The sequence below is a fragment of the Solwaraspora sp. WMMA2059 genome (assembly GCF_027497315.1).
GTDB lineage: Bacteria > Actinomycetota > Actinomycetes > Mycobacteriales > Micromonosporaceae > Micromonospora_E.
On sequence record NZ_CP114908.1, the window covers coordinates 2,557,943 to 2,571,988 of the forward strand.

The following is a 14,046-nucleotide window of genomic DNA, read 5'->3' on the forward strand; positions in this document are numbered from 1 at the left end:
CGGGTCAGCCGTCGCCGCCGGCGAGCGTCGCCGCGTGCCGGCCGGCGGCCGCGCAGGCCAGGAAGTACGCGTGGTCGCCAGCCAGGTCCCGGCCCATCGTGCGCAGCGGCACCGGGCTGGCCCGCAACGCCGCGTCGAGACCGTCGGTGGCGACTCGTACCGCACGGTGCCGGCCGGCAGGGGTGACCAGCTGACGCAGCGCGGCCGTGACCTCGTCGGAGATCTCCGCCGGCAGGTCCGCCGGGACCACCAGGTCCGCCGGGGCGAGCGCCACCCGGCCGTACGCGGTGCTGCTGTGGTGCGACAGGCCGCGGTGGCGCGGCCGAGGGTCGGCGGCGGAGATGCGCAGCGCGCCGACCGGTCGTCCACCGAGTACGGCGGCGGCGTTGACCGCCTCGCCGACCCCGACGCCGGAGAAACCCCACCTGGTGCCGGTGCCGAGGTTGCCCGGACCCTGGCAGACCACCGTCACGTCAGCGGCCAGCACGTGCCGGGCCGCCAGCAGCCCGCTGTGCACGGTGGTGGCCTCCAGATCGCCGCCGAAGCACTGGCCCACGGTCACTGTGCCGGCGAGCGTGCCGGACAGCCCGTCGAGGGTCCGGGAGAAGCCGGCGGGCAGTGCCCCGCCGTCGGTCATCACGTACCCGACCCGCAGCCGGGGGCGGTCGGCGAGGACGCCGGCGACGATTGCCGGCAGCGCCGAGTGCAGGTCGGCGGTGACCACCGGCATCCCGGCCAGGTCCTCGGCGTCGGCCAGCACCTGTCGGTGCGGTGACGCCTCCTCGTCGACCCCGCACACGATCGCCTGCAGCGGGGTGTAGCGGGCCTTCACCAGATGCCCGTCGGAGCGGTCCCGCCCGCCCGGCGGGTCCGGCGGCAGCCGGTCCGGCACCGCCACCACCAGGGCGTACCCGCCGGTGCCGAGCCCCATCAGCAGCGCCGAGACGTTCAGCAGCACCCGGTCGCCGGGTTCGGGCTCGCCGACCAGCTCCGGGTAGGCCACCGCGCGTACCGGCTTCCCGTCGGCCTCCCCGTCGACGGCGACGTCCAGTTCGACCGCCCCCCGCCACCGCCGCCGGACCGCGGTGACCCTGCCGTCACGCCATCGCACCATGCCGGGCACGCTAACCTGCGCCCCCGTGCAGCGGCCGGGCGGGGCGGTCGCTGCACCGCCGACACTGCTAGCGTCGTGCCGTGTCCCGCAACCGGACCGAACGCCTGGTCAATCTCGTGATCTGCCTGTTGTCGACGCGGCGCTTCCTGACCGCCGCGCAGATCGCCGCGACCGTACCCGGCTACGAACACGATCCGTCCGACGTCCGTGACCACGAGGCGTTCCAGCGCAAGTTCGAGCGGGACAAGGCGGAGCTGCGGGACCTCGGCGTGCCGCTGGAGACCGGCGCGGCCAGCGCCTTCGACAGCGAACCGGGCTACCGGATCGCCCACCGCGAGTACGCGCTGCCGGAGATCCCGCTGGAGCCGGAGGAGGCCGCCGCGGTCGGCATCGCCGCCCGGCTGTGGCAGCACGCCGGGCTGGCCGCCGCCGCCTCGTCCGGGCTGGCCAAGTTGCGGGCCGCCGGCATCGACGTGGATCCGCAGGCCACCCTCGGGGTGGAACCGGTGGTCACGGTCGACCCGGCATTCGCCGCGTTGACCGCCGCGGCCCGCGACCGGCGTCCGGTGACCTTCGACTACCGGGTGCCCAGCGGCGACACCCCCACCCGGCGACGGCTGCAGCCCTGGGGGGTGGTCTGCTGGCGGGGCCGCTGGTACGTGGTCGGCCACGACCAGGACCGTGCGGCCACCCGCTGCTTCCGACTGTCCCGGGTGGTGGGCGCGGTGCGGCTCACCGGTCGGGCCGGCAGCTTCTCCCCGCCGACCGACGTCGACCTGATCAGTCACGTCGCCCGCTGGTCGGACCCGGTCGAACGTACCGGCGTGGCCACCGTGCTGGCCGGGCCGGGCCGGGCTGCCGGCCTGCGGCGCGGCGCGGAGTCCTGCGTCCCGGGCCCCGATGGGGACCGGCTGACACTGCGCTACGCCGAGCCGGAGGCGCTCGCCGGCCAGCTGGCCAGGTACGGCGCCGACGTGCGGGTGCTCGATCCGCCGGAGCTGCGCGAGCTGGTGATCCAGCGGCTGAAGGAGATCGTGGTGGCGCACCAGCCGGCCGGTGCGGAGGTGCGAGGGTGACCACGTCCCGACCGACCGGCTCGCGGGCCTCCGCCGACCGGCTCGCCCGGCTGCTCAACCTGGTGCCCTACCTGCTGGCCCGGCCGGGCGTGGAGATCGCCCAGGCCGCCGCCGACCTGGGCACCACCGCGCGTCAACTGCGGGAGGACCTGGAACTGCTGTGGGTCTGCGGGCTGCCCGGCTACGGTCCGGGCGACCTGATCGACATGGCGTTCGACGGCGACCGGGTGACGATCACCTACGACGCCGGCATCGACCGACCGTTGCGGCTGACGCCGGACGAGGCTCTGGCCCTGGTGGTGGCGCTGCGGATGCTGGCCGAGACGCCGGGGCTGGCCAACCGGGACGCCGTCGAGCGGGCACTGGCCAAGATCGAGGACGCGGCGGGCGAGTCGGCCGGCGCCCCGGTCGCGGTACGCCTGCCCGGAGACACGGCCCGGCTGGACCGGCTGCGGTCGGCGGCACAGAGCGGCCGGGCGGTACGGATCACCTACTACACGGCGGCCCGCGACGAGACCACCGACCGGGTCGTCGACCCGATCCGGGTGCTCATGATCGGCGGTCGGGGCTATCTGGAGGCCTGGTGCCGGCGGGCAGAGGCGGTCCGGCTGTTCCGGGCCGACCGGGTCGACGCCCTGGTCGAGCTCGACCAGCCGGCCGCCGTACCGCCGCAGGCCGGTCGGCACGAACCCCGGGAGGCCGCGTTCCAGCCGACGCCGGGCCTGCCGTCGGTGGTCCTGCGGGTCGGCCGGTGCGGTCGGTGGATCACCGAGTACTACCCGTGCGAGGACGTCCGGGTCGAACCGAACGGCGAGTGGCTGGTCACCATGCGGGTCACCGATCTGGCCTGGGCCCGCCGGTTCGTCCTCGGGCTGGGCCCGGACGTGACGGTGGTCGCTCCGGCACAGTTGGTCGCGCAGGTGCACGCGGCCGCGTCCGCCGCGCTTGCCGCGTACGCCGTTCCCGGTGGTGCACCGGCTGCGGACCTGTCCGCTAGCGGCTAGTCTGCTCAGGTGCTGACCTGGATCGTTCTCGCCGTGCTGGGATGCGCGCTGTTGGTGCTCGTCGCGGCGGTCCGTCCGGTGCTGACCCGGTTGCCCGCGCTGCGCCGTGCCGCGCTCGCCCTGCAGCGCCGCCAGGGCGAAGCCGAGGCGTTGGCGGCGCAGGCCGAGCGGTTGCAGCTGCGGCTGGCGGAGATGGAGCAGAGCCTGGCGGCCACCACCCGGCCCGGACGGCCCGGGGACCGGCCGGACAACCCCGGCTGACCAGCCGGTCACGCCGGCCTGGCCTGTTCGGCCAGTGCCTGCGAAGCGCCGGTCAGCGTTGTGCCGTCCGTGGTTGACGGGTCGGTTGATCGTGGTTGAGACTTCACCGACCAGGCCAGATTGACCCGGTCTGGCAGGTGGCGGACCCCGCGAACGCACGTACGATAGGGCTCGTCACCACCCGACGCACCGACTGGAGCTATGCCATGCATGCCCTGAAGCCGTGGCACATCGCCGTACTTGTGGTCGTGCTGATCCTGCTCTTCGGCGCCAAGCGGCTGCCGGACGCGGCGCGGTCACTCGGCCGATCCCTGCGGATCATCAAGGCCGAGACGAAGAGCCTCGCCGACGACGACAAGGACCTCGCCGAGAAGGCCGACGCCCAGCACGGCCGCGCGCCGTACCAGGCCGAGCCGGTGATCGAGCCGACCAGCGTGCATCAGCCGGGCTACCAGCCACCGCCGGCCCCGGCGGCCGATCAGCCGCAGCGCGTCCGCGACGCCAACTGACCGGAAAGGTCTCCTGCCGTGGGCTTCGCCCTGCGTCGGCGCGGTCCGAGCAAGTTCGACCGTGCCTCCGACGGCTCGATGACCCTGATCGAGCACTTTCGTGAGCTGCGTACCCGACTGTTCTGGGCCTCGCTGGCGATCGTCGTCGGGCTGATCGTCGGATTCTTCCTCGCCGAACCGGCGTTCCAACTGCTCAAGCAGCCGTACTGCCAGCTGCCCGGCACTGGCGAGACGACCGCAGACGGCACCTGCCGGGAGTTCCTGCAGCTGTCTCCGGCTGACGGCTTCGTCCTGAAGCTGAAGCTGGCGCTCTGGATCGGCCTGATCGTCGGCGGCCCGGTCTGGCTCTACCAGCTCTGGGCGTTCATCGCTCCCGGCCTGCACCGGCACGAACGCAAGTGGGCGTACGTCTTCGTCTCCATCGCGGCGCCGTTGTTCCTGGCCGGCGCCATGCTTGCCTACTTCGTCGTCGACAAAGGGCTGGCGTTCCTGCTCGAATCCGGCGTCACCGGCCTGTCTACCCAGCTCGAGGTCACCCGGTACATCTCGTTCGTGACCACGATGATCCTGCTGTTCGGGGTCGCGTTCGAGTTCCCGCTGGTGCTGTTGATGCTCAACTTCACCGGCGTGGTCAGCGCACGCCGCCTGCTCAGCTGGTGGCGCGCGGTGGTCTTCGTCTGCTTCGCCTTCGCAGCGGTCGCCACCCCGGACCCCGGCCCCTTCGGGATGACCCTGCTGGCGGCGTGTCTGGCGCTGTTGTACTTCGTCGCGGTCGGGGTGGCGTTCCTCAACGACAAGCGCCGTGGTCGCGGCAAGGAGGTGTACGCCGGGTTGGACGACGACGAGGCGTCGCCGCTGGACGACGACCCGCAGCCGGTCGCGGTCGCCGAGCGGACCGAGACGGTCACCCCGGTCGTGCCGACCCAGCCGGTGCCGAAGCCGTTGCCGATCGAGCGTCGCTACGACGACATGACGTGACCGGGCCGGCCGGCGGTCCGTCCGCCGTCGTGCCCGGCTCGGTGGCGGTGCTGGCGAACCCGAATGCCGGCCGCAGCCGGCACTCGGCCGTCCTGCCGCTGGTCCGCGAGGCGCTGGCGGCGACCGGTCGGCCGGTGCGGCTGCTGACCGCCGCCACCGCCGACCGGGCGGCGAGCGCCTGCCGGGCCGCGGTGGACGGCGGTGCGGCCGCGGTGGTGACCCTCGGCGGCGACGGCACCGTGCACCTTGCCCTGCAGGCGCTCGCCGGCACCGACGTCCCGCTGGGTCCGGTGCCGACCGGCACCGGCAACGACTTCGCCGCCTGCACCGGTTTTCCGGCCGATCCGGCCCGCGCGGCGGCGGTGATCGCCGCCGCTCTGGCCGTCGGCCGGAGCCGGCCCGTCGACCTGGCCCGGGTGTCCGCACCGGGCCGACCGGACCGGTGGTTCGGCGCGGTGCTGGCGGCCGGGTTCGACGCGGTCGTCAACGAGCGGGCCAATCGGATGCGCTGGCCGTCCGGGCCGCGCCGCTACGATCTGGCGGTCCCGGTCGAGCTGGCGCGGCTGCGGCCGCGCCGTTACCGGATGGTGTGCGACGGCGAGCCGGACGAGTTCGACGCGGTCCTGGTCGCGGTCGGCAACTGCGCCAGCTACGGCGGCGGGATGCGGATCTGCCCAGCGGCTGACCCGACCGACGGCCTGCTCGACGTGGTGGTGGCCGGGCCGGTCACCCGCCGTACGCTGATCCGGATCAAGCCGCAGGTCCGTCGGGGCGGCCACGTCGACCACCCGATGGTGCGCAGTCTCCGGGCCCGCCAGGTGACGATCGACGCGCCGGACCTGGTCTGCTACGCCGACGGTGAACGGCTCGGGCCGCTGCCGGTGACCGTCACCGCCGTGCCGGGAGCACTGCGGCTGCTGTGGTGATCACCGGTCCGGTTCCCCGGTGGCCAGGTCGAGCACGGCGGCGAGTCCGTTGGCCCGGCCCGGGTCGGCCGCCGGCAGCACCAGCGCCGCGCAGCCGGCCCGTACGGCGCCCGCGTCGGCCGGGGTGTCGCCCACCATCAGCGTCCGCTCCGGGTCGACCCGCAGCATCCCGCAGGCCCGCAGGAAGATCGCCGGGTCGGGTTTGCAGCGGCCCACCTCGTAGGACAACGCCCAGGCGTCGATCAGGTCGGCCAGGCCCCAGGCGGCGAAGTGCGGGCGGATGTCGAAGCCGATGTTGCTGACCACGGCGACCGGCACCCCGGCGGCGTGCAGGGCCCGTAGCGTCGCGGCGGTGTCCGCGTACGGCAGCCACCCGTCCGGTCCGAGCAGCCGCTGATAGAGGGCGTCGGCCAGCCCGTCCACCCCGCTGTCGACCGTCGCGGCCAGCCCGGTGTACGCGGCCCGGTGCGCCTGCGGGTACAGGTCGCGGTCGGCCCACACCTCGGCAAGCTGCGCGGGCACCCGGGTGGGCAGCGGCCCGCCGGCCCGGCCGGCGGTCAGCAGCCGGTCGGCGAGGACGGTCGCCCGCCCCCGGTCCAGGGTCACCCCGCACGCCTCGGCACCCTGGACGACCCAGCGGACCGGGTCCTCGACCTGGGCGAGGGTGCCGTGGAAGTCGAACAGGACCGCCTCGACCGGGCGGCGTCGCGGCCGGGCGGCCGGTTCGTACCCGGGATCGGCGGATACGTCGTCGCGGGGGCGTTCGGGATGATCCGGCACGCCTGCACCTTATCGAGCCGGTTCGGCGGCCCGGTAGGTTGCCCTAACCCGAGTGACTGCCGCCGCTGCTCGACCCTCGGCGCCCGGGAGTGACGAGGCCCCTGACCGGGACGCCGCCGGCCGGCTGCGATTAATCTTGAGGTATGTCGAGCCCCGCCGAGCGGTACGCCGCAGCGCGCCGCCGGGCCGCGCAGGCCGCCGCCTTTCCCTCGCTCGGGGAGTTCACCCTCGATCTCGGTTTCGACCTGGACGACTTTCAACGGGCCGCCTGCCAGGCCCTGGAACGGGGCAGCGGGGTGCTGGTCTGCGCGCCGACCGGGGCGGGCAAGACGGTGGTCGGCGAGTTCGCGGTACACCTGGCGCTGCGCGCCGGTACCACGCCGGCCGGTGGTCCGCCGCGCAAGTGCTTCTACACCACCCCGATCAAGGCACTGTCCAACCAGAAGTACCACGACCTGGTCGGCCGGTACGGTGCAGCCCAGGTGGGGCTGCTGACCGGGGACAACGCGATCAACGGCGACGCGCCGGTGGTGGTGATGACCACCGAGGTGCTGCGCAACATGCTGTACGCCGGCTCGGCCACTCTGGACGGACTGGCGTACGTGGTGATGGACGAGGTGCACTACCTCGCCGACCGGTTCCGGGGAGCGGTCTGGGAGGAGGTGATCATCCACCTGCCGTCGTCGGTCACCCTGGTGTCGCTGTCCGCGACGGTGTCCAACGCCGAGGAGTTCGCCGACTGGCTGGTCACCGTCCGTGGCGAGACCGAGGTGGTGGTCAGCGAGCACCGCCCTGTCCCGCTGTGGCAGCACATGCTGGTGGGGCGGCGGATGTTCGACCTGTTCCACGACGCCGACGCGGCCCGCAAGCATGACGTGCATCCCGAGTTGCTGCGCTACAGCCGGGAGATGCTGCGCCGGCTGGAACTCGGTGACGGCCGTACCCACGGGCCGGGCTGGGGCCGGTCCGGTGGTCGCGGCCCGCGCTGGCGTCCCCCGCTGCGGGCGGACGTGATCGAACGCCTCGAGCGGGAAGGTCTGCTGCCGGCGATCCTGTTCGTGTTCAGCCGGGCCGGGTGCGACGCCGCCGTCGCCCAGTGCCTGGCCGCCGGTCTGCGGCTGACCACCCCGGACGAGCGCGCCGAGATCCGTCGGCTGGTGGAGTCGCGGCTGTCCAGCCTGCCGGCCGAGGACCTGTCGGTGCTCGGCTACTGGGGCTGGCTGGACGGGCTGGAACGCGGTCTCGCCGCGCACCACGCCGGCATGCTGCCGGCCTTCAAAGAGGTCGTCGAGGACCTGTTCGTCCGAGGCCTGATCAAGGCCGTGTTCGCCACCGAGACGCTGGCGTTGGGGATCAACATGCCGGCCCGCTGCGTGGTGCTGGAGCGGCTGGTCAAGTTCAACGGGGAGGCGCACGTCGACCTGACCCCGGGCGAGTACACCCAGCTGACCGGGCGGGCCGGCCGGCGCGGCATCGACGTGGAGGGCCACGCGGTGGTGGTCTGGTCGCCGGAGGTCGATCCGCGGCACGTCGCCGGGCTCGCCTCGACCCGGACCTACCCGCTGCGGTCGAGTTTCCGACCGTCCTACAACATGGCGGTCAACCTGGTCGGCACCGTCGGTTTCGACGCTGCCCGGGAGCTGCTCGAGTCGTCCTTCGCCCAGTTCCAGGCGGACCGGTCGGTGGTCGGCCTGGCCCGGCAGGCGCAGCGCAACACCGAGACCATCGAGGCGTACGGCGTCGAGGTGCGCTGTGACCTCGGCGACTTCGACGCGTACTTCGATCTGCGGGTGGCGATTGCCGACCGGGAGCGGGAGCTGGCCCGGCAGGGTCAGCAGCAGCGGCGCACCGCGGCGGTCGACTCGCTGGAGCGGCTGCGGGTCGGTGACGTCATCCGGGTGCCGTCGGGTCGACGGGCCGGGTTGGCTGTGGTACTGGATCCTGGAGCGGGCGGGTTCGGCGAGCCCCGCCCGCTGGTGCTGACCCAGGACCGGTGGGCGGGCAGGGTGTCGGTCGGCGACTTCACCGTGCCGGCGGAGGTGCTGACCCGGATCCGGGTGCCGAAGCACTTCAACCACCGGTCACCGGCGGCCCGGCGGGATCTGGCGGCGGCGGTGGCCGGCACGGGCCTGGGTCGCCACGGCGCCCGCCGCCGGGGGCGGGCGCGCGGTGACCGGGACGACGACCGGGTGACCCAGTTGCGCGCCGAGTTGCGTCGGCACCCCTGCCACAGCTGTCCGGACCGGGAGGAGCACGCCCGTTGGGCGGAACGCCGGCACCGGCTCGCCCGCGACACCGACGAGCTGCGGGCCCGGGTGGCGGGCCGGACCGGGTCGTTGACCCGGACCTTTGACCGGGTCTGCGGTCTGCTGACCGACCGCGGCTACCTGACACCGGACGGTACGGTGACCGACGCCGGGTGGATGCTGGCTCGGATCTGGACAGAGACCGACCTGCTGGTCGCCGAGTGCCTGCGCCGAAGTGTCTGGGACGGTCTGGCGCCGGCGGAGCTGGCCGCCGCGGTGTCGGTGGTGGTCTACGAGGCCCGCCGCGACGTCGACGAGCGGGCGGCGCTGCCGCGGGGGGCGGTCACCGCCGCGGTGGACGCCACCACCGCGATCTGGGCCAGCCTGGAGGCCGACGAGGCGGCCGCCGGCCTGGAGTCGACCCGGGAGCCGGATCTCGGCTTTGTCTGGCCGATCTACCGGTGGGCCCGGGGCGAGCCGCTGGCCAAGGTGCTGGCCAGCGGGGACAGCCTGGACGGGGAGATGCCGGCCGGGGACTTCGTCCGGTGGGCCCGGCAGGTCGCCGACATGCTCGGACAGCTGGCCCAGGCCCGGGGTGCGTCGCCGCAGCTGGCGCGGACCGCCGCGCAGGCGGTGTCCGCGCTGCAGCGCGGCGTGCTGGCGTACCAGACGACGGGGTGACTGCCGGTCGACGGTCGAACAGCGCACCGTAGTCACCGGAACCGGTGGTGCGTCACAATGTCGACACGGCCCGGCAAAACAACCGAACGATCGCTTGCGAAGACCGTTTCCGCTGCTCACCATCGGTCCGGGGAGTACCAGCCTGTGGTTCGGGCCGAAGGGGGCGGACGTGGCAGATATCAATCATTTTGAATACGGCTTCATTACGCCAACGCTGAGTTACGCGTTGTCGGTGCTCGGTTCGTTTCTCGGACTGATCTGCGCCGTGCGGGTCCGAGAGTCGGACACCCCGGGCCGGCGGGCCTGGTGGCTGTCGCTGTCGGCTTTCGCGATCGGCGGCACCGCCATCTGGACCATGCACTTCATGGCGATGCTCGGCTTCAGCGTGGCCGGCACCCAGATCCGCTACGACATCGCGATCACCATCGCCAGCGCGGTGATCGCGATCGCCGCAGTCGCGTTCGGGCTGTTCCTGGTCGGCTTCGGCCGGCCGTCGCTGGTGAAGATCCTGCTCGGCGGGGTCATCACCGGCTTGGGCGTGGCCGCGATGCACTACACCGGGATGGCCGCGATGCGGCTCAACGGCGACATCGACTACGCGCCGGGACGGGTGACCATCTCCGTGGTGATCGCGGTGATCGCGGCAACGGTGGCGCTGTGGCTGGCGGTCACGGTCCGCCGGCCGCTGGCGATGACCGGATCCGCGCTGCTGATGGGTGTCGCGGTCAACGGCATGCATTTCACCGGCATGACGGCGATGTCGGTACACCTGCACGAGCCGACCGGAGTGCTCAACGGGGCGACCGCGGCAACCCTGCTGGTACCGATCGGCGTGGCGGTGCTGCTCGTGGTGATCGGCCTGGTGTACGCGGTCCTGTCCGCCCCGACCGAGGAGGACCGGTCGGCGGCGGCGTACCTCGACGCGCGGATCGCCGAGCGGCGTAGCACCCCACAGCCACCGACCCCGGCCCGGCCGAACGGGTTCACCCCGCTACGCAGCGGCTCGAACACCGGCGGTGAACAGAACGCGTCGAGCCGGTCAGGCGGGTTCAACGGGTTCAACGCCTGACCCGCTAGCGTCCGCACCGCCGGACCCGCCGGCGCCCCGTGCCATCGCGTCGACCAGCCGCCGGCAGGAACCCGCGAGGTTCCACCGGTCCGCCAGCTCCATCAACCGGTCGGGGTCGGTCGGTGCGGCGGGCAGCCGCACCGGTTCGACCGCCAGATCGAGGTCCCTGGCCACCCGTACCACGGTCGGCGCGACCGCCAGGTAGTCGCGGGCGGCCGCCAGCCGGGCCCGCAGACCGGGAGCGAACCCGGACCGTGGGTCGTCCAGTGCCGTGACCAGCCCGGCAAGATCGCCGTACCGCTGCAGCAGCCGCGCGGCGGTCTTGGCGCCGACGCCCGGCACTCCCGGCAGGCCGTCGCTCGGGTCGCCGCGCAGTGCGGCGAAGTCGGCGTACCCGGCGGGCGGTACGCCGAAGCGCTGCTCGACGGCCGCGCCGTCGCAGTCCTCCAGCTTGGCCACCCCCCGACCGACGTAGAGCAGCCGGACCGGGTGGTCGTCGTCGACCAGCTGAAACAGGTCCCGGTCGCCGGAGACCACCTCGACCGGGCCGGCCTGGCGGGTGGCGAGCGTGCCGAGCACGTCGTCGGCCTCATAGCCGGCCACGCCGACCGCCGGCACCCCCAGCGCGGACAGCACGTCCAGCAGTACCGGCAGCTGCGGCACCAGGGTGTCCGGGACGATCTCCCCGCCGGTGGGTGCCACCCGGTGTGCCTTGTACGACGGCAGCAACCGCACCCGCCAGGCGGGCCGCCAGTCGTGGTCGAGGGCGCAGATCAGCCGCGCCGGCCGCCGCCGGGTGATCAGCGCGGCAAGCATGTCGAGGAAGCCGCGTACGGCGTTGACCGGTTCGCCGTCGGCGGTGCGGGCGGCGGACTCGGGTACCCCGAAGTACGCCCGGAAGTACAGGCTCGGGGCGTCGACGGCCAGCAGGGGGTCGGGTGGGTTCACGCGCTACAGCCTCGCACAGCCCGGTGACACCGCTGGTTGTCCGGCACGACCGTCGGGCTGGTGCGGCAGGCTGCCGACATGAGCTTCCTGCCCGGCCTGGAGCTGAGCCGCCGGTTTCACCACGCGGTGGTGGCGCCGGCGATCGCCGCCCGGTTCCCCCGGCTGCGCTACGCCGCGGCCCGGATGGACACCGGTTCGGAGCTGTTCGGGTTCGACACGGAACGCTCCCGCGACCATGACTGGGGTCCGCGGGTGCAGGTGTTCCTCGACTGCACAGATGCCGGCCTGGCCGACCAGGTGTGCGCCGCCGTCACCGAGGACCTGCCAGCGACCTTTCTGGGCTTCCCGACCAGGTTCGCGCCAGACGCCGACCGCACTCTGGGCGTGCCGGCGCTCGACGGCGCCCGGCACGGGGTGACGGTGACGGACGTGTCTGCCTGGTGCCAGCGGGTGCTGGGCTTCGATCCGGCCGACGGGCCGGGCCGGCTGGACTGGCTCGCCACCCCGACTCAGCGGCTCGCCGAGTTCACCGCCGGGGACGTGTTCCACGACGCCCTGCCGGACGTGGTGGCCCGGTCGGCCGGACCGACCGGTGGGCTTACCGGTCGCCGCGCGGTTCTCGCCTGGTACCCACCGGACATCTGGCGGTACGTGCTGGCCGCGGCCTGGGCCCGGGTGGCCGGCGAGGAGCCGTTCGTCGGCCGGTGCGGTGAGGTCGGCGACGAGATCGGCGGCGCGGTGGTGACCGCCCGGATCGTGCGGGACCTGATGCGGCTGGCGCTGCTGGTCGGCCGCTGCTACCCGCCGTACCACAAGTGGCTGGGCAGCGCGTTCGCCCGGCTTCCGGACGACGACGGGCTGTGCGCGACGTTGGCTGCGGCGTTGTCGGCGACCGGGTGGAGCGTGCGGCAGCGGCGGCTGTGTCAGGCGTACGAGCTACTGGCGGTGCGGACCAACCAGCTCGCGCTGGCCGCGCCGGTGGAGCCGACGGTACGGCCGTTCCGGGACCGGCCGTACCTGGTGCTCGACGCGGACAGGTTCGCCCGGGCCCTGTGGTCGGCTATCGGTGACCGCGAGCTGCGGGCTTTGCCGGTGCTGGGGGCGGTGGATCAGGTCGTCGACCACACCGCGCTGCTCACCGATGTCGCGCGGACCCGAATGGTGATGGGTCGCGTCTTGGGACTGGACCACGACGGGACGCGGCCAAACGAACGTTAAGCTTGCTGGGTGTCGATCGATACCGCCGGCCCGCCACCGTGGGCCGGCGCCGGCCCGCTCACCATCCTGGAGCGCACCCACCATGACCGTCGAACGAGTCCTGCCCACGCCCGAGGCGTACGACCTGATCGAGTTGGCCACCGAGCTCGCCGACCGGGAGTTGGCCGGCCGGGCCGCCGACTTCGAGGCACGGGCCGAGTTCCCCCGGGAGGTGGTCCGCACTCTCGGCCGGGCCGGCCTGCTCGGCCTGCCGTTCGCGGAGTCCGACGGCGGCGCGGGCCAGCCCTACGAGGTGTATCTGCAGGTGCTGGAGGTGCTGGCCAGCCGTTGGTTGGCGGTCGCCGAGGCGGTCAGCGTGCACACGTTGTCGTGTTATCCGGTGGCCGAGTACGGCACCGACCAGCAACGGAAGCTGTTGCCGGAGATGCTCGGCGGTGAGCTGCTGGGTGCGTACTGCCTCAGCGAGCCGCAGGGCGGGTCGGACGCGGCGGCGCTGACCACCCGGGCGGTTCGCGACGGCGACGACTACGTGGTGACGGGGACGAAGGCGTGGATCACCCATGCCGCGGTGGCCGACTTCTACAACGTCTTCTGCCGCACCGGCGGACCGGGCACGCGGGGCATCTCGTGTCTGTTCGTCCCGGCCGGCACTGCCGGCGTGCTGGCGCAGCCGGCGGAGCGGACCATGGGTCTGCGTTCCTCCCCGGTCGCCCAGCTGGTGTTCGACCAGGCCCGGGTGCCGGCGGACCACCTGGTCGGTGCCGCGGGTACCGGCTTCGGTGTGGCGATGTCCGCACTGGCCGCCGGCCGGCTGGGGATCGCCGCCTGCGCGGTCGGGCTGGCCCAGGCCGCGCTCGACCACGCGGTCGGCTACGCCCGGCAGCGGGAGCAGTTCGGCCGGCCGATCATCGACCTGCAGGGCCTGGGGTTCCTGCTGGCGGACATGGCCACCCAGGTGGCGGCAGCCCGGGCGGTGACCCTGGCCGCGGCCCGGTTACGCGACGCCGGTCGGGCGTACGCCGTCGAGGCGGCCAAGGCGAAACTGTTCGCCACCGATGTCGCGATGAAGGTCACCGTCGACGCGGTCCAGGTGCTCGGTGGGTACGGTTACGTGGCTGACCATCCGGTGGAGCGGTACCTGCGCGAGGCGAAGGTGCTGCAGATCGTGGAGGGGACGAACCAGATCCAGCGGGTGGTGATCTCCCGGGCACTGGCCCGGTGACGGTAGGTTTCTCG

General features: G+C 73.4%; 13 protein-coding genes. 10 read left to right on the top strand and 3 right to left on the bottom strand.

The annotated features are described in order from the left end of the window. Positions 1 to 4: 4 nt before the first annotated feature. A complete protein-coding gene (locus tag O7553_RS11740) occupies positions 5 to 1,114 on the bottom strand; it encodes a DUF3866 family protein (RefSeq protein ID WP_281554821.1) in 1,110 nt (369 codons plus the stop codon). 80 nt (positions 1,115 to 1,194) lie between these two features. Here O7553_RS11740 and O7553_RS11745 point away from each other — a divergent pair, with 80 nt between their 5' ends. The 6 genes from O7553_RS11745 (at position 1,195) to O7553_RS11770 (ending at position 5,868) form a co-directional block, all read left to right on the top strand. Continuing rightward, positions 1,195 to 2,190: a WYL domain-containing protein gene (locus O7553_RS11745; protein ID WP_281554822.1), complete on the top strand. Its 996-nt coding sequence runs from the start codon at positions 1,195 to 1,197 to the stop codon at positions 2,188 to 2,190. After that, the gene (locus O7553_RS11750; protein ID WP_281554823.1) at positions 2,187 to 3,194 is read left to right on the top strand and encodes a YafY family protein; all 1,008 of its coding nucleotides are present in this window, start codon (positions 2,187 to 2,189) and stop codon (positions 3,192 to 3,194) included. The genes O7553_RS11745 and O7553_RS11750 overlap by 4 nt, the downstream gene beginning before the upstream one ends. 9 nt (positions 3,195 to 3,203) lie before the next feature. After that, positions 3,204 to 3,455, top strand: a complete 252-nt coding sequence (locus tag O7553_RS11755) for a hypothetical protein (RefSeq protein ID WP_281554824.1) — start codon at positions 3,204 to 3,206, stop codon at positions 3,453 to 3,455. Positions 3,456 to 3,661: 206 nt separating this feature from the next. Beyond that, positions 3,662 to 3,964: a Sec-independent protein translocase subunit TatA gene (gene tatA / locus O7553_RS11760; RefSeq protein WP_123601527.1), complete on the top strand. Its 303-nt coding sequence runs from the start codon at positions 3,662 to 3,664 to the stop codon at positions 3,962 to 3,964. Positions 3,965 to 3,982: 18 nt separating this feature from the next. Then, positions 3,983 to 4,942 carry a twin-arginine translocase subunit TatC gene (gene tatC / locus O7553_RS11765; protein ID WP_281554825.1) on the top strand — a complete coding sequence of 320 codons (960 nt, stop codon included), beginning with the start codon at positions 3,983 to 3,985 and terminating at the stop codon, positions 4,940 to 4,942. Beyond that, entirely contained in the window at positions 4,939 to 5,868 is a 930-nt protein-coding gene (locus O7553_RS11770) for a diacylglycerol kinase family protein (RefSeq protein ID WP_281554826.1), read from the top strand. Before tatC ends, O7553_RS11770 begins: the two co-directional genes overlap by 4 nt. Here the strand turns inward: O7553_RS11770 and O7553_RS11775 are convergent, their stop codons facing one another. Beyond that, positions 5,869 to 6,648: an HAD family hydrolase gene (locus tag O7553_RS11775; RefSeq protein ID WP_281554827.1), complete on the bottom strand. Its 780-nt coding sequence runs from the start codon at positions 6,646 to 6,648 to the stop codon at positions 5,869 to 5,871. A 143-nt stretch (positions 6,649 to 6,791) separates the two neighbouring features. Here O7553_RS11775 and O7553_RS11780 point away from each other — a divergent pair, with 143 nt between their 5' ends. After that, positions 6,792 to 9,575, top strand: a complete 2,784-nt coding sequence (locus tag O7553_RS11780; RefSeq protein ID WP_281554828.1) for a DEAD/DEAH box helicase — start codon at positions 6,792 to 6,794, stop codon at positions 9,573 to 9,575. A 169-nt stretch (positions 9,576 to 9,744) separates the two neighbouring features. Beyond that, positions 9,745 to 10,644 carry an MHYT domain-containing protein gene (locus O7553_RS11785; protein ID WP_281554829.1) on the top strand — a complete coding sequence of 300 codons (900 nt, stop codon included), beginning with the start codon at positions 9,745 to 9,747 and terminating at the stop codon, positions 10,642 to 10,644. Here the strand turns inward: O7553_RS11785 and O7553_RS11790 are convergent. After that, positions 10,615 to 11,592 (bottom strand): 5'-3' exonuclease, encoded by a 978-nt coding sequence (locus tag O7553_RS11790; RefSeq protein WP_281554830.1) that lies wholly within the window; start codon positions 11,590 to 11,592, stop codon positions 10,615 to 10,617. The genes O7553_RS11785 and O7553_RS11790 overlap by 30 nt on opposite strands. A gap of 60 nt (positions 11,593 to 11,652) precedes the next feature. Between O7553_RS11790 and O7553_RS11795 the strand changes: the two genes are divergently transcribed. Both O7553_RS11795 and O7553_RS11800 read left to right on the top strand, forming a co-directional pair. Continuing rightward, positions 11,653 to 12,810 (top strand): DUF4037 domain-containing protein, encoded by a 1,158-nt coding sequence (locus O7553_RS11795; RefSeq protein WP_281554831.1) that lies wholly within the window; start codon positions 11,653 to 11,655, stop codon positions 12,808 to 12,810. A gap of 82 nt (positions 12,811 to 12,892) precedes the next feature. Next, positions 12,893 to 14,032 (top strand): acyl-CoA dehydrogenase family protein, encoded by a 1,140-nt coding sequence (locus O7553_RS11800; RefSeq protein ID WP_281554832.1) that lies wholly within the window; start codon positions 12,893 to 12,895, stop codon positions 14,030 to 14,032. Positions 14,033 to 14,046 lie beyond the last annotated feature (14 nt).